Source organism: Ruegeria sp. BG5, assembly GCF_056538425.1.
This window is the reverse complement of the sequence record NZ_JBQFTC010000011.1, coordinates 1-21563: the sequence shown is the minus strand read 5'-3', so window position 1 is coordinate 21563 and position 21563 is coordinate 1. Positions and strand designations below refer to the sequence as shown.

Below are 21563 nucleotides of genomic sequence, written 5' to 3'. Positions count from 1 at the left end.
GCTTTAGCCCCGAGAGGCGTCAGGTTTCAATCCTCGAAACAATCCGCGCGACCATCTGCGCGGATGGTGGCCGCCCCCTCGAGAATCGCCGCGGCCCGTCTGCGGGTGAAAACCGACGGGTCCGTGACCGAGCGATTGCGCGGCGAGGGCAGGATGGCCGCAATCCGCCCCGCCTGCGTCGGGGTCATATTCGCCGCGCTGACACCGAAATTGCGCTGCGCCGCAGCCTCGACCCCGAAGATACCGGTCCCGGTTTCGGCGACGTTCAGATAGACCTCAAGAATACGCTGCTTGCTCCAGAATATTTCGACCACCGGCGTGATCGAGGTTTCCATCGCCTTGCGCACCCAACTGCGGCCCTGCCACAGGAACACATTCTTCACCACCTGCTGCGTGATGGTCGAGGCCCCTCGACTGCCGCCATCCTCCAACGCATCCCGGATCGCTTCGACGTCAAACCCCCAATGCAGGCAGAAATTCGCGTCCTCGGCCGCGACAACCGACCGGGCCATGACCGGATTGATCTCTTCGATCGGCACCCAGTCGCGCTCGACCTTGCCCAACCGCCGCCATTCCGACCAGATCGTGTGGGTGATCGGAGGGTTCACGACCGAATAGAGCAAGATCAGTCCAATCAAGAAACACACAATGCCCAGCGCCGCGCGCGTTACCCAACGGCGCAGTTTCTGACCCAATGGCGTTGTCTTTTTGCGTGCCTTGCTTTTCTTACCGCTCGATTTGCGGGCTGCTTTCTTTGCCATATCTCAGCTATACGACGCACGAGGCCGCTTTGAAACGGCCTAAATCGCGATTGCTCGTGCTTCGCGCGCAGGTACGACCGGGCGGGCGGTGTCGGGCATCCTGGCCCCGCGCGCCTTCAATTCCGGGAACAGATGCAGGATTTCGGCCTGTGTTTCCCGTTCAGGCGTCGTCAGGGCGTGACCGGGGTAATAGCTTTCGCTTTTAGCGCCATTGGCAAAGATGATCTCGTGCCGTTCGAACAACAGGTGGATATAGTCGACCTGTCCGCCTTCGATCCGCCTCACCGTGTCGCCGTTCACCAGACAATGGGCGGCAATCAACGCCTCGGGGTGGCCAAACAACAGCGGCGCGCGCCAGTCCTCGATCAGCATCCGGTGTTGTGGTGAGACCAGCAGCGGTTGGTCCAGCCCCAGCACGCCCGCCTGGAACTGAACGGGTGCCAATTTGCCTTCGGCCTCAACAGTGGTGCGCCCGACCCAGATCAGCGGTTGCGGGCCGTGATCCACAGTGGTGACAAGGTCGCCTGCAATCAGCGTTTCCACTGCCCGCGGGCCTTGCGGCGTGGCGATCATGGTGCCCGGTGTAAAGCATGGCGGGCCCAGATCGGTGGTCACGTCCAGCGGGCCTTGCGTGGTCACAAAGGTTGTGGACGCCAGCGTGCCGGGCTGCAGAACCGACCCGTCCGTGGGCGTGAACACGCGCGTGCCATCCGCCAGGTAAAAGGTCGTGCCAGTGTAGGTCGCGGTGCCACCGCCCGTCAGGTTGATGGTCACCGTGTCCCCCGGCCAGGACGAGGTCACCAACTGACCGTTCACGGTATCGCCAGTGCCGGCTTCGATGTCGAAATCGTCATCATCATCGACCAGATTGTACTTTTCGACCGATATGGCCGTCCCGACCGGAGGCGGGTTGGCCGGATCGAACGCATAGAACTGGTCAAGGTAAGTGGTCGGCATTCGGCACCTCCTGTTCGACACCGCAGCGCGGCCACAGCATGATGGCTATTCATCACTAAAGCGTGAACAAAAGGCTAGGCGGGATGGTTGCGATCCGGCAAGACGCGCAGACGAACCACGCCAATAAGAAGGGCCCCGCGTGATTCAAAAGTCACGCGGGGCCCTGTTTTTGGCTGTATTGGCGGCTATTCCGCCGGAACAGCGGCAACTTCGCTTGTCAGCGGATGGCTGAGCTTGTTCAGCATCTCTTTCGGGCAGACCTGCAGGAAGTTGGCTTTTTCCACATCCCAGTGTTGTAGAATGTCGGCGGCCTTGCGGCTGTAGGTCTCGGCCGCGTGACGCTCGATCAGTGATTTCAGCTGATCCACCCAATGATCCACGGTCACCGGACAGGTCACCAGAGTCTCTTTGTTCATCAGCAATTCGGCCTTGCCTTCGGGATCATACAGATAGGCCATGCCGCCGGTCATGCCGGCCCCGAAATTGGCCCCGATATCGCCAAGGATAACGGCCACGCCACCGGTCATGTATTCACACCCGTTCGAACCACAGCCCTCGATCACCACTTTGGCGCCCGAGTTGCGCACGGCAAACCGCTCACCTGCGCGGCCCGCTGCGAACAGGTGGCCATCGGTGGCCCCATACAGAACGGTGTTGCCGATGATGGTGTTGTCATCTGCCTTCAACGGGCTGACCTGCGGCGGACGCACGACAATGGTACCGCCCGACAGGCCCTTGCCGACATAGTCATTTGCGTCGCCCGACACTTCCAGCTTCAGACCCGGGGCAGCGAAGGCCCCCAGCGATTGCCCCGCCGAGCCCTGCAGTTTCACATGCAGATGGTCGTCCTGGAACGTGTTCCGCATGCCGAAATTCTGCACGATATGGCTGGACACCCGCGTGCCCACCGTCCGGTGCGTGTTCTGGATCGCGTAGGACAGTTGCATCTTTTCACCGTCTTTCAGGAACCGTGCCGCATCGCGCACGATTTCAGCGTCCAGAGTATCCGGCACCGCGTTCCGATCCTTGTCACGGTCATAGACGATGTCATGTGCGCCATCGACGGTGATCAGCAGCGGGTTGAGGTCCAGATCGTCCAGATGGGCCGAGCCCCGGCTGACCTGAGCCAGCAGATCGGCACGCCCGATGATCTCATCCACGGACCGGGCACCGAGGCTGGCCAGCACCTCGCGCACTTCCTGCGCGTAGAAGGTGATCAGGTTGACGACCTTGTCCGCGTTGCCGGTGAACTTGGCGCGCAAGCTCTCGTCCTGCGTACACACACCAACCGGGCAGGTGTTCGACTGGCACTGACGCACCATGATACAGCCCATCGCGATCAGGGCGGCGGTGCCGATGCCGTATTCCTCGGCCCCCATCATCGCGGCCATTACGATGTCGCGCCCCGTGCGCAAGCCACCATCGGTGCGCAGAGTCACCCGGTCGCGCAAGTTGTTCATCGCCAGAACCTGATGCGCCTCGGTCAGGCCCATCTCCCACGGCAGGCCGGCGTATTTGATGCTGGTCGCGGGGGACGCCCCGGTGCCGCCATTGTGGCCCGAAATCAGAATCACATCCGCCTTGGCCTTGGCCACACCGGCAGCAATCGTGCCAACGCCCGAAGACGCCACCAGTTTCACCGTCACCTTGCAGCGCGGGTTGATCTGTTTCAGGTCATAGATCAGCTGCGCCAGATCCTCGATCGAGTAGATGTCGTGATGCGGCGGCGGCGAGATCAGCGTCACGCCCTTGGTTGAATGGCGCAGACGCGCGATCAGATCGGTGACCTTCATGCCGGGCAATTGCCCACCCTCACCGGGTTTCGCACCCTGCGCGACCTTGATCTCAAGCTCTTCGCACTGGTTCAGGTATTCGGCAGTCACACCGAAGCGACCAGAAGCCACCTGTTTGATCTTGGCGGACGGGTTGTCGCCATTGGGTTCCGGCACGAAATGCGCCGGGTCTTCACCGCCCTCGCCCGAGTCGGATTTCGCACCGATCCGGTTCATCGCCACGTTCAGCGTCTTATGCGCCTCGGGCGACAGCGCGCCCAGCGACATGCCCGGCGTGACAAAGCGCTTACGGATCGAGGTGATCGATTCGACCTCTTCAATCGGCACCGGCTTGCCCAGCGGTTTGAAATCCATCAGGTCGCGCAGGTGGATCGGCGGGTTCGACTGCATCTTGGCCGAATACTGTTTCCACAGCTCATATGAGGCGCGGTTACAGGCCATTTGCATCATATGCATCGAGGTCGCTTCCCACGCGTGGGTCTCACCCGATTTGCGTGCTTTGTAGAAACCACCGATGGGCAGCACGTCCAGACCGCTGTCCCAGCCCTTGGCGTGGATTTCCTCGACTTTGGCCTGAATACCGGTGACGCCGATACCCGAGATCCGGCTGGTCATGCCCGGGAAATACTCAGCCACCATGGCGCGGCTGAGGCCCACGGCCTCAAAGTTCAGACCGCCCCGATAGGACGAGATCACCGAAATCCCCATCTTGGCCATGATCTTCAACAGGCCCTGATCGATGGCTTCGCGATAGCGCGCCACATTCTCGGTCAGGGAGCCATCCAGCAACCCGCGATCAATGCGGTCGGCCAGCGAATCCTCGGCCAGATAGGCGTTCACCACGGTCGCGCCGCAACCGATCAGAACCGCAAAGTAATGCGGATCGACGCATTCGGCCGACCGCACGTTCAGCGAACAGAACGTCCGCAGCCCCTGCCGCGTCAGATGCGAATGCACCGCGCTGGTCGCCAGGATCATCGGCATCGCCACACGACCCTGACCCGAGTTCAGATCGGACAGGACCAGATGACCCGCGCCCGAGCGCACTGCTTCTTCCGCTTCGGCTCTGATCCGGGCCAAAGCGGCGCTGAGCGCCCCCCGGCCGGGTTCAAAGCTACAGTCGATCTCGGCCAGCGGAGAGTTGAAGTTTTCAACCAGCTTGTCCCACTGCGCGTTACCGACAAAGGGGCTTTCCAGCACGATGATCTCGGTCTGGCTGCTGTCTTCATCCAGCACGTTCTTGAGGTTCCCGAACCGCGTTTTCAGCGACATCACGCGGTATTCGCGCAAGCTGTCGATGGGCGGGTTGGTCACCTGGCTGAAATTCTGACGGAAGAAATGGCTAAGCGGGCGATATTTCTTGGACAGAACTGCCGAGGGCGTGTCGTCACCCATCGAGGCCAGCGCCTCTTTGCCGTCTTCGGCCATGGGCGCAAGGATCTGCTCCAGTTCCTCGACTGAGTATCCGGCTGCGATCTGACGCTTGCGCAGTTCATCGCCCGAGAAGATCGGAGCCTCGGACACACCTGCCAGCGTATTGTCCACATCGTTGATTTTGCTCACCCAGTCGCCAAACGGCAGCGCGCGGGACAGTTTGTCCTTGATCTGCTTGTCGCGGAACAGTTTGCCCTTCTTCATGTCCACTGCCAGCATCTGACCCGGACCAAGCGCGCCTTTTTCGGTCACGGTGGCCTCATCGATTGGCACCATACCGGTTTCAGACCCCGCGATGACCAGCCCGTCACCCGTCACAACGTAACGCATCGGGCGCAACCCGTTGCGGTCCAGACCGGCACAGACCCAGCGGCCGTCGGTCATCGCCAAAGCGGCGGGGCCGTCCCACGGCTCCATAACCGAGTTGCAATAGGAATACATATCGCGCCACGCCTGCGGCAGTTCCACCGCCTGCTTGGACCAGCTTTCCGGCACCAACATGGTTTTCGCCATCGGGGCCGAGCGGCCCGCGCGCACCAGAACCTCAAAAACCGAGTCTAATGCAGCCGAATCCGACGATCCCCCCGCGATGATCGGCTTGATGTCTTCGGCATAGTCGCCAAAGCTGTCCGAGGTCATCCGGATTTCATGGCTTTTCATCCAGTTGACGTTGCCCTTCAGCGTGTTGATCTCGCCGTTATGGGCCAGCATGCGGAAAGGTTGCGCCAGCCACCATTGCGGGAAGGTGTTGGTCGAATAGCGCTGGTGATAAATCGCGAATGCGGATTCGAAGCGTTCATCCATCAGGTCCGGGTAGAACACGGCCACCTGCTCGGCCAGCATCATGCCTTTGTAGATGATCGAGCGGCAGGACAGCGACGCCAGATACAGCCCGGAAATCCCGGCGGCCAGGGCAGCCTTTTCGATCCGGCGACGGATCACGTACAGCTCGCGCTCGAACGTCTCTTCGTCCACGCCTTTTGAATTCGAGATCAGGATCTGCTCGATCTCGGGCCGGGTAGCGTTGGCCTTGTCGCCCAGACAGGTCACATCGACCGGTACGTGACGCCAGCCATAGATGTAATAGCCCATGCGCAGAACTTCGGTTTCCACGATGGTCCGGCAGCTTTCCTGCGCCCCGAAATCGGTACGCGGCAAGAACACCTGACCGACGGCGATCAACTGATCCAGATTGGGCTCGTGCCCGGTGCGGCGGATCTGGTCATAGAAGAATGGAACCGGAATTTGCACGTGGATCCCCGCGCCATCGCCGGTCTTGCCATCGGCATCCACCGCGCCCCGGTGCCAGATCGCCTTGAGCGCATCGATCCCTGCATCCACAACCTTGCGGCTTTTCTTACCATCGACCGAGACAACAAGACCCACACCGCAGGACGAATGCTCCTCATCCTCGGAATAAAGACCGTTTTCCGCCATCCACTGGCGTTTGGCTTCTTCGGCCCGCACCCAATCGGCATCATATTTGGTCATTGGCTGTCTCCTTCTTCCGAGGGGGCTTAATTCGCTTTGGTATCTGGCTTATTCGGCTGCGACAGCAGCTTTGGCGTTGAACCGGTCGATGATCGCGTCGGCACAATCGCGCCCGTCACGGATGGCCCAGACCACCAGAGAGGCCCCGCGCACGATGTCACCTATGGCATAAACGCCGTCCATCTCGGTCTCACCGGTCTGGAAGGCGGCCTTGACGGTACCCCAACGGGTCACGGGCAGATCGGGCTGGCCGAACAGGGTGGGCAGGTCTTCGGGCTCGAAGCCCAGCGCCTTGATGACCAGATCGGCCTCTTCCACATAATCCGCGCCTTCGATCACCTCGGGGGCCTGACGGCCCGTGGCGTCGGGCTGACCCAGACGCATTTTCTGCACCATCACGCCCGAGACGGTATCGTCGCCGGTAAAGCCCTTGGGCGCGCTGAGCCATTCGAAGATCACGCCTTCTTCCTCGGCATTCTGGGTTTCGCGCTGCGAGCCGGGCATGTTCGCGCGGTCGCGGCGGTACAGGCATTTGACCGAAGTGGCCCCTTGCCGGATCGAGGTGCGCACACAGTCCATCGCGGTATCGCCACCGCCGATCACGACGACTTTCTTGCCATCGGCGTTCAGGCGGCCATTGTCGAAATCTTCGACCGCGTCACCAAAGCTTTTGCGGTTCGAGGCGGTCAGGAAGTCGATGGCCTTTTCGATGCCGTTCAGCCCGCTGCCCGGCATCGACAGGTCGCGCGATTTGTAAACGCCGGTCGCGATGATCACGGCGTCATGCTTGGCGCGAATCTCGTCGAATTTGGCAGCGTCCACGTCGCAGTTCAGCACGAACTCAACCCCGCCATCGGCCAGCAGGTCGTTGCGGCGCTGCACGATGTCCTTTTCCAGCTTGAAGCCCGGAATGCCGTACATCAGCAACCCACCGGCGCGGTCATAGCGGTCATAAACCGTCACCTGAACACCGGCGCGACGCAGCATATCCGCCGCCGCCAGCCCGCCGGGGCCACCACCGATGATGCCAACGCTTTCGCTGCGCTCGGCCCCCGGAACCACGGGCTTGACCCAGCCTTTGTCCCATGCCGTGTCGGTGATGTATTTTTCGATCGTCCCGATGGTGACGGTGCCGTGGCCGGACTGTTCGATCACGCAATTGCCTTCGCACAGGCGATCCTGCGGGCAAATGCGGCCACAAATCTCGGGGAAGGTGTTGGTGGCCTGACTGGTCTGATACGCCTCTTCCAGACGACCCGTCGCGGTCAGGTTCAGCCAATCGGGGATATTGTTGTGCAGCGGGCAGTGCGACTGGCAATAGGGCACACCACACTGGCTGCACCGGCTGGCCTGCTCTGCCGCCTTGTCCGCCGCGAACTCGGCATAGATTTCGTCAAAGTCTTCCTTGCGGTCATCAGCGGCACGCTTTTCCGGCATGACGCGGTCGATCTGCACAAATTTCAGCATCGGTTGCTTGGCCACGGGTCAGACTCCATGAATTGGCTTGGTCGGGCCTGTTTAAGAGATGCAGTTTGGGATGAAAAGTAAAAAGTACTGACCTAAATTGGAAAAGTTTGCGGTATCTTGCTAATCTCGGGAAATTACTGCGTGATTTTAGTTCCGATTCGGACCTATCAACGCACTTTCCTTTTGAGAGCCACCGGAATACCCATAAAAAGTAAAACGATTTGGTAGCAGTGCAGCAGGTTAAATGAGTCTTTTTCACTTGATTCTCGTAGCGATAATTCAGGGGATAACTGAATTCCTGCCGGTGTCTTCATCGGGCCATCTGATCCTGCTGCCCAGCCTGACAGGGATGGAGGATCAGGGCCAAACCATAGACGTCGCGGTTCATGTGGGCACGCTGGGCGCGGTTGTACTGTATTTCTGGACGGACGTGAAATCTGCCCTCTCCGGCGTGCCCCGCGCCCTAAGAGGCCAAACCGATACCCCACAGGCCAGGCTGGCCCTGGGGCTGACCATCGCGACGATCCCGACCGTTCTTGCCGGTCTTATCCTGTTTCTGACCGGGCTGAGCGATGCGCTGCGCTCGATCGCTGTGATCGGATGGACCATGCTGCTGTTTGGCGTGTTGCTGTATTGGATGGATCAAAATGGTCCGCAAACCAAGGTGGCAAAGGATTGGGGCCTGCGGGACGCGGCGATCATGGGCCTGTGGCAGGCCATCGCCCTGATCCCCGGTACATCGCGGTCCGGCATTACCATCACCGGCGCCCGGCATCTGGGATACACGCGCGAGGACGGGGCCCGCATTGCCATGCTAATGTCGATCCCGACGATCATCGCCTCGGGCGTCTTGCTGTCAGCGGATGTGATCCATCAGGCCGATGCCAGCCTTGCCAAAGACGGGGCGATTGCCGCTGCCTTCGCCTTTGTCTCGGCGCTTCTGGCGCTTAGCCTGATGATGCGCCTGCTGCGCAGCGTCAGCTTCACCCCATACGTGATTTACCGCGTGATTCTGGGCATCACCCTGCTGGTGATTGCCTACAGCTGATCAGGTCCGCAGATTATCGGCGGAATTCTGGATGTCGTCATACTGGCCCGAGGGGCGGAATTTCCACAGGTACTCGGGCAGAACCGACGCAAGCGTCGTGGCTTCGATCCCAAGATCATCCAGCGTTTTTGCACCCTCAGACACAACATTGTCCCGGCGCAGGTTTTTCAGCTGATCGCGGGTCAGGATGTTGTTTGGGAACAGCTGGAAGCTGACGAATTTGGCGATATCCAGAACCCCGGCCATGATCTTGGCCACAAAGAACGGTACACCCAGAATGATCCGCCGACGGTGAATGACCTCCAGCATCTGCTGCATCAGGGCGCGGAAGGTTTTGACCTCGGGCCCGCCCAATTCGTAGACCCCGGCCTGCGCCTGACCCAGAACCCCTTTGACCGCCGCCTGCGCGACATCGTCCACATAGACCGGCTGGAATTTCGTATCGGCACCGACCAGAGGCAAAAACGGACCCAGACGCGCCATACCCGCAAAGCGGTTGAAGAACTGATCTTCCGTGCCAAAGACAAGCGACGGGCGCAGGATCACGGCGTCGGGCATATGCTGCAGCACACCCGCCTCTCCCCGCGCCTTGGTCTGCGAGTATGTGCTGGCCGCTTCCGCATCCGCACCAATGGCCGAGATATGAACCATACGAGCGATATCCTGCTGCGCCGCCAAACGCGCGATCCGCTCGGCCCCTTCGGCCTGCACGGCGGCAAAATCATTGTTGCCAAGCTCGTTCAGGACGCCCACGCAGTTCACGACCGCATCCGCACCCTGCATAGCCTGCGCAACCGACGCATCATCGCGGATATTGCACAAGACCGGTTCGACCTGACCAACCACGCCGTAGGGTTTGACAAACATGGCTTCGTTCGGTCGGCGCACCGCCACACGCACGCGCCACCCTTCACCCGCCATCCGTCGCGCGATGTAGCGCCCGACAAAACCCGATCCGCCGTAAATCGTGACCAGTTTGGACATGGGTGACCTCCTGCTGACTTTATGAGGAAAAGACGTAGCGCCCAGATCGCTTCGAAACAAGGCGCTAATTCGCCACGTGGCAACATCGGCGCAATGCCTGATTGCGGGCGTAATCGGCCTGGTTCAAAAAACTTTCAAAAATCTCCCCGAATCCGGTTGACGCCCCCCGCCACTGGGCTTAAACGCCCCCTCACGACACCTGCCCAGGTGGCGGAATTGGTAGACGCGCTAGCTTCAGGTGCTAGTGTCCGTATGGACGTGGAGGTTCGAGTCCTCTCCTGGGCACCAAACCCCCAAAGATGCTATTCCAAAACCACCCGTGCGCGGGCGATGTTTGCTGTCATTTACAATCTCACGACACCGATTGCTCGGACACGATTTCACCGAAGCGGGTGAAGAACTTGCCAGACAGTTTCTTGGCCGTTCCCGCGATCAAACGGCTGCCCAATTGTGCGATCTTGCCGCCGATATCGACCTTGGCGGTGTAGGCCAGAACCGTCTCATCGCCATCTTCGGTCAGTGTCACCTCTGCCCCGCCCTTGGCGAACCCGGCGGCCCCGCCCTTGCCTTCGCCATTCAAGGAAAAGCCATCCGGTGCGTTAGAGGTGTCCAGCGTCACCTGACCGGCGAACTTGGCCTTGACCGGGCCGATTTTCAGCACAACCTTGGCTTCCAGATCCTCGGGCGAGTTCTGAACCAGTTCCTCGCAGCCCGGAATACATTCTTTCAGAATCTCTGCATCATTCAGGGCGCGGTACACCACGTCACGGGGGGCGGTGATACGGATTTCGTCGCTCAGTTCCATTCAGGCATTTCCTTTGTTCAACAACATCTTGGGAAGACGATCAGCGCCATTTCGGCCGCGTCTTCCGGGTTGGGATCGGGGCGGGCGGGCCAGAGTGCGGCGCACCATCTACGCAAGCTTTTCGTCATGAGAGACCTCCTTAGTCGTATCACTGTTCCGCCAAAGCACAATCTCGGCCAAGATCGACAAGGCGATTTCGTGCGGATCGATGGCGTGAATATCCAACCCCGCAGGCGATTTCAGCCGCGCAACACACAACGGGTCCATGCCCTGTGCGATCAGTTTCGCCACCAGCGTATCGGCCTTGCGGCGGCTGGCCACCATCGAGACGCGCGCGGCCGGTGTCTCCAACGCAGCCTTTAGCACCGCGCCATCGTTTTTGCCCTGGGACGCGACCACCACGAAATCCCGCGCCTCGATCCCAAGTTCGGACACCTGATCCAACGAGAACCGGGCGCACTCAGCCGATGCCTCTGCGCCGTCGTCAAGATAGACGCGCAGCCCGGCCAAAGTGCCGTGCGCCGCCAATGCCGATGCGATGGGCGAGGCACCAAAGATCACCAGCCGGGGCGCCTGTTGATAGGGTTCGACCAGCAGATCAACCGTGCCGCCAGACGGGCATCCGCTTTTGAAGGTTTGCACGCCATCCGGGTCCGTCATCGTCACCACCTTTTCCGAAGGTTTCACGCGGATCATCTGCGGCGTCCCGCTTGACAGCGCCTGCTGTGCCGAGGTTCGAACCGCCCGCTGTACGCACGCTCCACCCAGATGGCCCAGAATCTCTCCACCCCGCGTCACAGCCGCCTTTCCACCCGCCTTGGCCGAGGTCGCATCCGCCGTCCGCAGAACAGTCGCGACGCAGAATGGCTGACCGGTTTGCCGAAGCTGCTCAATGGTGTCGAAAATGTCTAAACTTCCCATGTTAGACCCTTTTCACAGCTTGCGGAATTCAGGTTCAAGGGCCGCGAGCGCGTCCAGCGTGTTGGCGGGCAAATGGGCGTCCAGATAAGGTTCCGCAGCTTGCATGGCCGCCGCGATGGGCTGGTAGTCCTTCCACCCTTTCAGCGGATTGAGCCAGACAATCCGCCGCGCTTTGCGCCGTATCCTTGCCAAAGCGTCTGCCAACCGATCCGGGGTCTGAGCGCAGTACCCGTCCGACAGGATCAGAACGACCGTCCGACCATTCAGTGCACGCGCGCCGTAGCCATCCAGAAACCGCTCTAGACTGCCCGAAATATCCGTACCGCCACCGAACCCCTCGGCCATCAGCGACAACCGACCAGCCGCGCGAAGCGTATCATGGTCCTGCAACGCGTCGGTGACCCGCAGCAGGCGGGTGTGAAACAGATAGGCATCCGCATCAATACCGCTGCCGATCAGACCTTTGAGAAAGGCCAGAAAGACCCGCGAATACACGGTCATCGATCCGCTGACATCACACAAGGCAACGATCCGCATCGGACGAGGGGGCCGCGCGCGGCGAAACAGATCGATAGGCTCACCACCCCGAGCCAGACTGGCCCGTTGAATGCGCCGCATATCCAGCATTGGCCCCCGCAAAGCCCGCTTGCGCCTGCGCGAACGTCTGTCGCGTATGGCGCGCGCCAATTTCAAGGCCACATCTTCCGCCTGTTTCAACGAGTGTTCGTCCATCAGCTCACGCAAATCCCGGCGCGACAGGTTGGCCGTGCGGGTTGCAATCAGCTTCCCGTCCTTCCCCTCGGCCTCCCTGTCGCTCGAGTCCGGAGTGGTGTCCCCTGAGCCTGTCTCAGCGCCGTCCGCGCCATGTTCGTGGCTTTGCCAGATCATCGGCTTTGCCGACTGAACGCGAACATGCGTGTTCTGCGCGACGCCGGACCGTTGCTTGCCCGCATTGAACCAATAGGCGTCAAACAGGCCGTCGAACCGCCGCCAATCTTCGGCATCCCCAGCCAGAACCGCGCACAATGCCTGACGGGCCTGATCGGTATCCGTAGCTTCGACCTTGGACAAAGCCACCAACGCGTCGCCGGTCTCTTTCGGACCAACCCGCAGGCCATTCAGGCGCAGATGGGCAATGAACCCCGACATGCGATCCGCCAACCCATCGGCCCGAGAGGGAAAGCGCGTCACCTGCATCACGCCACCTTCCCGATCAGCCGATCCATCAGTTCCGCAGGGGCCGCATCGTAATCCGCAGCGGTTTTCAACAGACACACCAAGGTCGCCTGCACCTCGTCCCGGGACTTGGCCAGATCGTTGACCCCCAGCCCCGACAGGGCGGCGGCCCAATCCAACATCTCTGCCACACCCGGCTTCTTTTCCAGATCTTCCTGCCGCAGCGCCTGCACGACCCCGATGATCTGCCGCGCCAGCGCCCCTTCAACCTCGGGCATCCGCGCCTGCAGGATCGCCAGTTCCGTTTCTTTCGTTGGGTAGTCCAGGAAACTGTAAAGACACCGCCGCCGCAAAGCATCCGACAGATCCCGCGTCCCGTTTGCGGTCAGGATAACAATGGGCCGAACCCGCGCCTTGATCGTCCCAAGCTCGGGGATCGTGATCTGATAGTCCGACAGGATTTCCAACAGATAGGCTTCGAATTCTTCATCCGCCCGATCAATTTCATCGATCAACAAAACCGGAGGTTGTTCTTCGGAGATAGCCTCTAACAAAGGTCTTTTCAGTAAATACGCATCGGAAAACAGTTGCGCCTCGCTGGTGCCACCCTGCGCTTCGCTCGCTCGGATCGCCAACAATTGACGCTGATAATTCCACTCATAAATCGCGTGGTTTGCGTCCAGCCCCTCATAACACTGCAACCGGATCAACCGCGTATCCCGCCAAGCCGCCACCGCCTTGGCGACCTCGGTCTTGCCAACCCCGGCCGGACCTTCCAGCAACAAGGGCCGCCCCAACGCCTGCGCCAGATGCAATGCCATCGCCAACCGATCATCGGCAACATAGCCCTGCGCGGCCAATCCGTTCTGCACGTCACTCAAAGTCAAAACCAGGATCCAATCTTCATCTGGCCAAAAATATCTCGGGGGTCCAAGGGGGCAGAGCCCCCTTGCCTGATCGGACCGGCCACAGCCGGTCCGAACCCAATTACCCGTGCATCCCCAGCCCATTGGCAATCTTCCAGATCCGCCAATGGTCATGCGGCATATGGCTCTGCACCAAACCAAAGGGCCGGAACGCATCATGCACCGCGTTCGAAAACGCAGGCACGCCACCCACATTCGGGCTTTCCCCGACGCCTTTCGCCCCAATCGGATGATGCGGAGACGGCGTTACCGTATAGTCGGTAATATAGTTCGGTGTCTCCCACGCGGTCGGCAGGAAGAAATCCATCAGCGTGCCGGTCTTCACGTTGCCCATCTCATCATAAGCAATTTCCTGACCCATCGCGATGGCCAACGCTTCGGTCACGCCGCCATGAACCTGCCCGTCGATAATCATCGGGTTGATCCGCGTACCGCAATCATCCAGAGCGTAGAACTGCCGGACCTCCCACTCGCCGGTATCCACGTCGATTTCCATGACGCAGATATAGGCCCCGAACGGGTAGGTCATGTTCGGCGGGTCATAGTAGCTGACGGCTTCCAAACCCGGCTCCAGCCCCGGAATGGCCTGATTATAGGCGGCAAAGGCGATTTCCTTCATGGTCTTGAACCGCTCGGGCGCGCCTTTGACCGAGAACCGATCCACATCCCATTCGACGTCGTTGTCGTGAACCTCCAACAGATAGGCCGCGATCATCTGCGCCTTGGCGCGGATTTTGCGGGCAGCCATGGCCGTTGCGGCCCCCGCGACCGGCGTGGACCGAGACCCATAGGTCCCAAGCCCATAAGGCGCGGTGTCGGTGTCGCCTTCCTCCAGCGTGATGTTATCGGCGGGCAGACCGATCTCACTGGCGATGATCTGAGCAAAGGTCGTGGCGTGACCCTGCCCCTGCGAGATTGTCCCCAGTCGCGCGATTGCCGAGCCAGTTGGATGGATGCGGATTTCGCAGCTGTCAAACATCCCCAGCCCGAGGATATCGCAGTTCTTGACCGGCCCCGCGCCCACGATTTCAGTGAAATGCGTAAGGCCAATGCCCAGCAGTTTGCGGGTCTTTCCCGCCTTGAATTCCTCGACCCGCTGCGCCTGTTCGGCTCGAAGACCGTCATACTCCACCGCCTTCAACGCCTTGTCCCAGGCGGTGTGATAATCGCCCGAGTCATATTCCCAGCCCAGCGCTGACTGATAAGGGAACTGATCAGCCTTGATAAAGTTGATCCGCCGCAGCTCGGCCGCGTCCATGTTCAGCTTGATCGCCAGAACCTCGATCATGCGTTCGATGAAATAGGCGGCCTCGGTCACGCGGAAGGAACAGCGATAGGCCACCCCACCCGGAGCCTTGTTGGTATAGACACCATCAACGGCCAGATAGGCGGTTGGAATGTCATAAGACCCGGTGCAGATGTTCATGAACCCCGCCGGGAACTTGGTCGGGTCCGCACAGGCGTCAAAGCCGCCATGGTCCGCCGTGGTATGACACCAGAGCCCGGTGATCTTGCCTTCCTTGGTAGCCGCGATCTTGCCCTGCATCCAGTAGTCGCGGGCAAAGGCGGTGGACATCAGGTTCTCCATCCGGTCTTCCACCCATTTCACCGGCTTGCCGGTGACAATCGAGGCGACAACCGAGCAGACATAGCCCGCATAGGCCCCCACCTTGTTGCCAAACCCGCCGCCAATATCGGGGCTGATCACCCGGATGTTGTGCTCGGCCAGACCCGAGATCAGCGACACAACCGTGCGGATCGCGTGCGGGGCCTGAAACGTGCCATAAAGCGTCAGCTTGCCCGTCACCTTGTCCATCGACGCCACACAGCCGCAGGTTTCCAGCGGGCAGGGGTGGGTGCGGTGGTAATAGACCATTTCTTCGGCCACTACGTCAGCCTCATCCAGAACAGCCTCGGTCGCGTCCTTGTCACCCTGTTCCCAGGTGAAGATATGGTTGTGATGTTTGCGTGGGCCGTGCGCGCCTTCGGTTTGACCTTCAAGGTCCTCACGCAGGACGACGTCGGATTTCAACGACTCGAACGGGTCAGTGATAACAGGCAGCTCTTCATATTCGACCTCGACCAGTTCCACCGCGTCCGCCGCGATATAGCGGTCTTCGGCGACGACATAGGCAACCTCCTGGCCCTGGAACAGAACCTTGCCATCGGCCAGCACCATCTGCTTGTCGCCCGCCAAAGTCGGCATCCAGTGCAGACCTAGCGGAGCCAGATCCTCGGCGGTCAGCACGGCAACCACGCCGGGCACGGCCAGGGCCGCTTCTTTGTTCACGCTGACAACGCGGGCATGGGCGTAGGGCGAGCGCACGAAATCGCCGAACAGCATCCCGTCCAGCTTGATGTCATCGACGTAATTCCCCTTGCCTTGGGTGAACCGCACATCCTCGACGCGCTTGCGGGCGCAGCCCATGCCTTTGAGGTTGGCGGCGCGTTCTTCGGGGGTCAGGGTCTGGTCGTTCATTCCGCAGCCTCCACTTTGGTTTGCCCTACCGCTTCGCTACTTGAGGGCTTTTGCGCATTGAGCAAATCAGCCGAGGCCGAGATCGCCTTGACGATATTCTGGTATCCAGTGCAGCGGCACAGGTTCCCCGCCATACCAAAGCGAATTTCATCCTCGGTCGGGTTCGGGTTTTCCTGCAGCAAGCGATGCGCGCGGGTGATCATCCCCGGCGTGCAGAAGCCGCATTGTAGCCCGTGATGTTCGCGGAACATCTCTTGCAACACCCCAAGGCTACCATCGTCATTGGTCAGCCCTTCGACAGTGGTGACATCGGCCCCGTTCACCTGTGCCACAAAGGTGGTGCAGGATTTGACGGATTTCCCATCGATATCGACGGTGCAGGCTCCGCAATGGCTGGTTTCGCAACCGATATGAGGGCCGGTGATTTTCAGATCTTCCCGCAAGAAGTGAATGAGCAAAGTGCGCGGCTCGGCCAGACCTTCGACCTCTTTGCCGTTCACGGTGAGTTTGACGTGCATTTTCGACATGTGTTCCCCTCCTCACCCCGCGCGGCGTTGCGCACGGTCGATGGCGCGGCGCAGCATCACGGCGGCCACGTGTTTCTTGAATTCGACAGGGCCGCGGTTGTCGGCCACCGGGTCAATCGCGTCGAGCATCGCCGCCACGCAGCCCTCAACATCGCCGCCTGCCAGAGCGGCGCTCGCGGCCTCGGACCAGACCGGCGTGTCAGCCAGATTGGTCATCGCAACCGAAGCCGTTCCGTTGCCCACCATCACCGCAGCAGCAGCCGTCGCGTAATCGCCGATTTTGCGCTTTTGCTTTTCATAAGCCTGACCAACGCCTGCACCCGGCACCGGGATCGAGATGCGGGTCAGGATTTCTTCGTCTTCACGCGCGGTGAAATACGCGGCCTCGTAGAACTCCCGCGCAGCGACGCTGCGGGCACCATCGGGGCCGGACAGATCGAATGTCGCGTTCAAACACTGCATCAGCCCCGGCATGTCATTGCCCGGATCGCCATTGGCCACGTTGCCGCCAACAGTCCCCATGTAACGCACCTGAGGGTCAGCGATCTGCAGCGCCGCTTCGCGGATCAGCGGAATGGCTGCGGCCAGCCCGTCATGGGTGATCAACTCATGCTGCGTGACCATCGCGCCAAGGGTCACGGTCTCGGCGCCGACCTCAATACCCTTGAGCTCGTCAATGGCCTGAAGGTCGACCAGATGACCCATTTCGGCCATGCGCAGTTTCATCATCGGGATCAGGCTGTGCCCGCCCGCGATCACACGCGCCTCATCTCCGTGTTCCTGCAATATGCCGATGGCCGAGGCGATGTCGCCTGGCCGGTGATACTCAAAACCGGCTGGTATCATGTTTTTCCTCCCTGGGTCCAAGCGGTATGCCGTGGGGGACCTGAGGAAAGAAAAGAGGAGAGGGCGCTAGTGCCGCCAGTCACGTGAAACGGGGCGCGCGGCTTGTTTCACGAGTTGCGAATAGGCTGCACGAGTTGCGATCAAAGGCCCAGCGCGTCGCGGATCGCCGTCAGGCGGGATCGGCTGACCGGCACCTTGCTCAGCGCATCGACCCCGTCGAAGTAGCAGGTGCCATTGTCTTTGTGCCGCTCAAAGCTTGAGACATGTTTGGGGTTCACCAGATAGCTGCGATGCGCGCGCAAGAAGCCATCGGGTTTCAGGCGCGATTCAGCCTCGGTGATCGACCAGGGGCAAAACAGTTTCTCGGCCCCCATGTAGAGCACGGTGTAATGCCCCTCGGCCCGGATCGCGGCCACGCTGGCAGGTTCGGTAAAGAAGGTCTGCCCTTCACGCTCGAACGGAACACCGGCGCGCAAGGCGGTAGGTTGAGGATCTTGCGTGGGTTCTGACGCTGACGGTGCGATTTCTGGCTGCGGTCCAATGAAGGTGATCCCGGTCAGCAGAAAGGCCCCGCAGATCAGAAACACCGAAACCGTGACCCCCATCGCCAGCACCTGATTGTTCAGTGCAGGCCCGGCCCTGCCTGCATTGTCGCTGGCGATGAAATCGGTCAACCCCGCCGCCACGAAATGCATCGTGAAGACGGCCAGACCGAAACACACCGTCCCCAGCAGGATGTTGCGCTGGGTCCGGTTGTCATAGGCCACCCAGATTGCCAGCACCGACAGAACCACCGAGGCCACGGTGGAAATCGCCACGTCCCAGACCGTGTAGACCGGGCGGCACAGTTCCATCCCTGCCATGCCGACATAATGCATCACCACGATGCCAAGGCCGACAATGACCCCGGCTGAAACCATGGTCTGCATCGTTCGAGGCCGGAAATGCAGCAACAGCAACGCAAGTCCCACCATCAGGATCGCCACAAGGGCCGAAATCAGCGTAATGAGCGCGTCATAGTAAAAGAGGATCGGCAGTTGCAGGCCCAGCATGGCGACAAAATGCATCGACCAGATGCCGCCGCCCAAAATGACCGCCGCCAGCGCCACCACGAACTTGCGCCTTTGGTCATCCAGCTTTGAGGCCCCGTGCGTCAGGTAAAGCCCGGTGAACCCGGCCATCAGCGCCACGGCCAGTGACGCCGCCACAAGCCACGGGTTATGCGAGTAGTCCAGCATTTCGGTCAGTACGCCCTCCCCGACGTAAGGGCGACGTTAGCAAACCGAACTGTCCGGGACAATTGCCCAGCAATCGCGGGGATCAGGCCTGTTTTTCGACCTTTTCCTCAACCGGCTCGGCATCCAGTTCGATGACGTCTGCACCCTCGGGCTCGGTCGCTTCCGTCTCATCTGGCTCGTCAGTCTTGTCTTCCAACGCGCCGACGATGAGTGGCAGCATGTGAACGCCTGTGGCGCTGGCAATTTCGGGTGTTTGCGGGGTCTGCCAGCTGAGCGTGTCGAAGCTGCCGCAATTCTGGCAGACCGGTGCCCATTCCGGCTGAATGTCATGGCAGTTGGTGCAGACCCATTGCGGCCCGCGCGGCGCGTTCAGCGCCTTGGCCAGCCAGCCCTGCACCACCGCATCCGTTGCACCCTCGCCCCGCTCAATCGCGGCCATCAGGGTGTACCCACGCGCATCCGCCTGTTTTTCGACCACATCGCCCAGCGCGCGACGCGCTTCGGGGAAGTCTTCGGCCACGATGTTCAGCTCGGCCAGGATCAGGCGGGTTTCCATGTTTTCCGGGTGAATCCGTGTCAGGGCGGTAAAGCGTTTGATCCGCTGGTCTGGTGTTTCATCCGGCGCAATTTCGGCAAAGGCATGGGCTAGATCGGGATGCGGCTGCACCTCCCACGCTTTTTTCAGGATCTTGGTCGCGGCTTTGGGTTTGCCCTTTTCGATATAGGCGCGTGCGGCCATTGCCGCCGCGGGGACCAGATCAGGTGACAGGCGGTTGGCCTCAATCGCGCGCTCTTGCTGATCAACCGTCGCATCCTCGTCCAGAATATCCTTGGCCTCGGACAGGGCCAGAACCGCATCGCGCCGTTTGAACACATCGCGCGGCAGATACCCGGCCTTCAGCTTCGAGGTCAGCGTCGACCGTGCGCCGGCCCAATCCTGTGCCTTGGTTTGCAGGCCCAGCAGAACGTCCTGTGTTTCCTCGTGACGCGGTTTGATCGCCAGCGCCTTTTCCGCCAGCTTGCGCGCGGTTTCATCGTCGCCTTCAGCCAGTTTCTGTTTCATGATCCCCCGCACACCGACAAAACGCGTGGCATTGTTGGTCACCAGCTTCTTGTAGGTCTCGGATGCCTTTTTGGTGTCGCCGGTCATCTCGGCCGCCTGCGCCACCAGCAGGTTGGTCAGTTCAGGCTTGTTCAGCAGTTTCTCGGCCTTGCTTGCCTTGGTCATCGCCGTGCGCCCTTCGCCCGAGGCCAGCGCCATCAGACCATCCGCCAAAGCCTCATAACCACGCTTTTCCCGGCTGCGGTCGAAATAACGCGACAGGGCGGTTTCGTCGCCATTGAGGAATTTCAGCGTCGCGATCAGCAGGCTGAGCAGTTTGAAGAACAGCCAAACCGCAAAGACCAGCACGCCCAGCGCGATCACGGATTGCAGCGGCCCCAAAGTGTATTCGGTACCCGCAACGGTGATCTGCACCCCGCCGCTGGTCTGCATCAAAGCCTGCGCCCCCAAGGCCAGCAGGCCAATAATCGCAACGAAAACAAGGATTTTAAACAATGACCACAGCATGGCAGGTCCCTCAGTTCGAGTTCAGGCTGGACGCGAGCGTATTCGCGGCATCTACCGCAGAGACACGGGTCTGAGCCGCCTGCTCCCACTCGGCCATCGCGGTCTGCGCCGCTTCGGGCAAAGATTTCAATTCCGACAGCGCGCCGCTCAGATCGCCAGAGGCCAGAGCGGCCTGCGCACGCGACAGAACGGCATCGGGGTCATCCCCGTCCTGAGGGGTCACCGACCGCGCCCCTGTCTGACGCTGCAAAAAGGCGACAAGGCCAGTGCCTTTGTCCGCATCCCGCGCATCGGCCAGTGCCGTGCGCGCCGCGGGCGCGAATGAGGCGCGGAGCGCTGGCAGCGTCTCGACCCCCTTGTCGGCGGGGCCGGACAAAGCATCCGGCACGGTCACACCGCCTGCTTGCAGTTCAGTCACCAGATCAGAATACGGCGCACCCGTATCCAACTGACCATGCAGGCGCGACAGGATCGCGGCATTGGTCGCCGCAAGTGCTTCGGCCGAGGCTTTGGCCTCAAGCGCCTGGGCATCGGCCACCATCTTCTCAACCTCGGCCCGCTGTGCGGCCAGCGAGTCCTGTAGCTTCTTCAACTCAGCCTCAAAAGCGGCATTCGCCTCGGGCGATGTGTTTTCGGCAATCGGGTTTTTTTCAAGCTCGGTCAATCGATCGGCCAAAGGCGCGATCTGACCGCTCAGCGCCGCGACACTGGACTTCATCGCGGTCAGGTCGGCATCAACCGGATCCAGCTTTTGCGACAGGGCCTGCACCTGATCTGACAGGCCAGAGACATCCGGCGCATCCGACAGCGATTTTGTCAGGGCTGCGATCTGATCCGATTGATCAGCCAGTTTCGATTCCAGCGCGGCAATCGATTGCGCAGTGTCCGACCCGCCCGACGAGAACAGCCCGCCCTGCCCGGCCACAAAACCAAGTCCGGCAGCAATCACGCCGCCCAGCAGGGCCGGAACAAAACCGCCGCGTTTTTCGGGGGCCGGTTCGGCAGGCTTTTCTTGTGCCTGCGCCGGTTCAGCCGTATCCGCAGAAATCTCGGCTTCGGCTTCGGCTTCGGCTTCGGCTTCGGCTTCGGCTTCGGCTTCGGCTTCGGCTTCGGCTTCGGCTTCGGCTTCGGCTTCGGCTT

General features: G+C 60.8%; 16 protein-coding genes and 1 tRNA gene. 2 read left to right on the top strand and 15 right to left on the bottom strand.

Translation table 11 applies throughout. The annotated features are described in order from the left end of the window. Positions 1–26: 26 nt before the first annotated feature. The 4 genes from mtgA to ACR0KX_RS20520 all read right to left on the bottom strand — a co-directional run bounded on the left by mtgA (position 27) and on the right by ACR0KX_RS20520 (position 7918). Positions 27–761, bottom strand: a complete 735-nt coding sequence (gene mtgA, locus ACR0KX_RS20535; RefSeq protein WP_170623583.1) for a monofunctional biosynthetic peptidoglycan transglycosylase — start codon at positions 759–761, stop codon at positions 27–29. Positions 762–800: 39 nt separating this feature from the next. Further along, complete coding sequence (locus tag ACR0KX_RS20530; RefSeq protein ID WP_170623581.1) at positions 801–1718, bottom strand: Hint domain-containing protein; 918 nt, start codon at positions 1716–1718, stop codon at positions 801–803. A gap of 185 nt (positions 1719–1903) precedes the next feature. Continuing rightward, positions 1904–6436: a glutamate synthase large subunit gene (gene gltB / locus ACR0KX_RS20525; RefSeq protein ID WP_170623579.1), complete on the bottom strand. Its 4533-nt coding sequence runs from the start codon at positions 6434–6436 to the stop codon at positions 1904–1906. Between the two features lie 48 nt (positions 6437–6484). After that, entirely contained in the window at positions 6485–7918 is a 1434-nt protein-coding gene (locus ACR0KX_RS20520) for an NAD(P)-dependent oxidoreductase (RefSeq protein WP_170623577.1), read from the bottom strand. A 229-nt stretch (positions 7919–8147) separates the two neighbouring features. Here ACR0KX_RS20520 and ACR0KX_RS20515 point away from each other — a divergent pair, with 229 nt between their 5' ends. Then, complete coding sequence (locus ACR0KX_RS20515) at positions 8148–8951, top strand: undecaprenyl-diphosphate phosphatase (RefSeq protein ID WP_170623576.1); 804 nt, start codon at positions 8148–8150, stop codon at positions 8949–8951. On the opposite strand, the gene ACR0KX_RS20510 is transcribed toward ACR0KX_RS20515, so the two are convergent. Next, positions 8952–9935 carry a complex I NDUFA9 subunit family protein gene (locus tag ACR0KX_RS20510; RefSeq protein WP_170453288.1) on the bottom strand — a complete coding sequence of 328 codons (984 nt, stop codon included), beginning with the start codon at positions 9933–9935 and terminating at the stop codon, positions 8952–8954. 201 nt (positions 9936–10136) lie between these two features. Here ACR0KX_RS20510 and ACR0KX_RS20505 point away from each other — a divergent pair. After that, positions 10137–10223 (top strand) — tRNA-Leu (locus ACR0KX_RS20505). Positions 10224–10287: 64 nt separating this feature from the next. On the opposite strand, the gene ACR0KX_RS20500 is transcribed toward ACR0KX_RS20505, so the two are convergent. From ACR0KX_RS20500 to ACR0KX_RS20455, 10 genes are all read right to left on the bottom strand, one after another. Beyond that, positions 10288–10740: an SRPBCC family protein gene (locus tag ACR0KX_RS20500; protein ID WP_170453301.1), complete on the bottom strand. Its 453-nt coding sequence runs from the start codon at positions 10738–10740 to the stop codon at positions 10288–10290. Between the two features lie 108 nt (positions 10741–10848). Next, complete coding sequence (locus tag ACR0KX_RS20495; RefSeq protein ID WP_170623574.1) at positions 10849–11661, bottom strand: XdhC family protein; 813 nt, start codon at positions 11659–11661, stop codon at positions 10849–10851. 12 nt (positions 11662–11673) lie between these two features. Next, positions 11674–12858 carry a VWA domain-containing protein gene (locus ACR0KX_RS20490; protein WP_170623627.1) on the bottom strand — a complete coding sequence of 395 codons (1185 nt, stop codon included), beginning with the start codon at positions 12856–12858 and terminating at the stop codon, positions 11674–11676. Further along, on the bottom strand, positions 12858–13724 hold the full coding sequence (locus tag ACR0KX_RS20485) for an AAA family ATPase (protein WP_480627336.1): 867 nt from the start codon (positions 13722–13724) through the stop codon (positions 12858–12860). The genes ACR0KX_RS20490 and ACR0KX_RS20485 overlap by 1 nt, the downstream gene beginning before the upstream one ends. A 100-nt stretch (positions 13725–13824) precedes the next feature. Next, complete coding sequence (locus ACR0KX_RS20480; RefSeq protein WP_170623572.1) at positions 13825–16242, bottom strand: aerobic carbon-monoxide dehydrogenase large subunit; 2418 nt, start codon at positions 16240–16242, stop codon at positions 13825–13827. Then, entirely contained in the window at positions 16239–16769 is a 531-nt protein-coding gene (locus ACR0KX_RS20475; protein WP_170520814.1) for a (2Fe-2S)-binding protein, read from the bottom strand. Before ACR0KX_RS20475 ends, ACR0KX_RS20480 begins: the two co-directional genes overlap by 4 nt. Positions 16770–16781: 12 nt before the next feature. Next, on the bottom strand, positions 16782–17615 hold the full coding sequence (locus ACR0KX_RS20470; RefSeq protein WP_170453307.1) for an FAD binding domain-containing protein: 834 nt from the start codon (positions 17613–17615) through the stop codon (positions 16782–16784). A 140-nt stretch (positions 17616–17755) separates the two neighbouring features. Then, the gene (locus ACR0KX_RS20465; RefSeq protein WP_170453308.1) at positions 17756–18853 is read right to left on the bottom strand and encodes an MHYT domain-containing protein; all 1098 of its coding nucleotides are present in this window, start codon (positions 18851–18853) and stop codon (positions 17756–17758) included. 82 nt (positions 18854–18935) lie between these two features. Then, entirely contained in the window at positions 18936–20423 is a 1488-nt protein-coding gene (locus ACR0KX_RS20460; RefSeq protein ID WP_480708740.1) for a heme biosynthesis HemY N-terminal domain-containing protein, read from the bottom strand. Between the two features lie 10 nt (positions 20424–20433). After that, on the bottom strand, positions 20434–21563 hold a 1130-nt coding region (locus tag ACR0KX_RS20455), incomplete at its 5' end, for a COG4223 family protein (protein WP_480708739.1).

Bases quoted from the DNA above. Each gene is read 5' to 3' on its own strand.
- ACR0KX_RS20490 (WP_170623627.1), bottom strand. From the start codon at position 12,858: ATGCAGGTGACGCGCTTTCCCTCTCGGGCCGATGGGTTGGCGGATCGC.
- ACR0KX_RS20495 (WP_170623574.1), bottom strand. From the start codon at position 11,661: ATGGGAAGTTTAGACATTTTCGACACCATTGAGCAGCTTCGGCAAACC.
- ACR0KX_RS20480 (WP_170623572.1), bottom strand. From the start codon at position 16,242: ATGAACGACCAGACCCTGACCCCCGAAGAACGCGCCGCCAACCTCAAA.
- ACR0KX_RS20500 (WP_170453301.1), bottom strand. From the start codon at position 10,740: ATGGAACTGAGCGACGAAATCCGTATCACCGCCCCCCGTGACGTGGTG.
- mtgA (WP_170623583.1), bottom strand. From the start codon at position 761: ATGGCAAAGAAAGCAGCCCGCAAATCGAGCGGTAAGAAAAGCAAGGCA.
- ACR0KX_RS20460 (WP_480708740.1), bottom strand. From the start codon at position 20,423: ATGCTGTGGTCATTGTTTAAAATCCTTGTTTTCGTTGCGATTATTGGC.
- ACR0KX_RS20530 (WP_170623581.1), bottom strand. From the start codon at position 1,718: ATGCCGACCACTTACCTTGACCAGTTCTATGCGTTCGATCCGGCCAAC.
- ACR0KX_RS20465 (WP_170453308.1), bottom strand. From the start codon at position 18,853: ATGCTGGACTACTCGCATAACCCGTGGCTTGTGGCGGCGTCACTGGCC.
- ACR0KX_RS20510 (WP_170453288.1), bottom strand. From the start codon at position 9,935: ATGTCCAAACTGGTCACGATTTACGGCGGATCGGGTTTTGTCGGGCGC.
- ACR0KX_RS20475 (WP_170520814.1), bottom strand. From the start codon at position 16,769: ATGTCGAAAATGCACGTCAAACTCACCGTGAACGGCAAAGAGGTCGAA.
- ACR0KX_RS20515 (WP_170623576.1), top strand. From the start codon at position 8,148: ATGAGTCTTTTTCACTTGATTCTCGTAGCGATAATTCAGGGGATAACT.
- ACR0KX_RS20470 (WP_170453307.1), bottom strand. From the start codon at position 17,615: ATGATACCAGCCGGTTTTGAGTATCACCGGCCAGGCGACATCGCCTCG.
- gltB (WP_170623579.1), bottom strand. From the start codon at position 6,436: ATGACCAAATATGATGCCGATTGGGTGCGGGCCGAAGAAGCCAAACGC.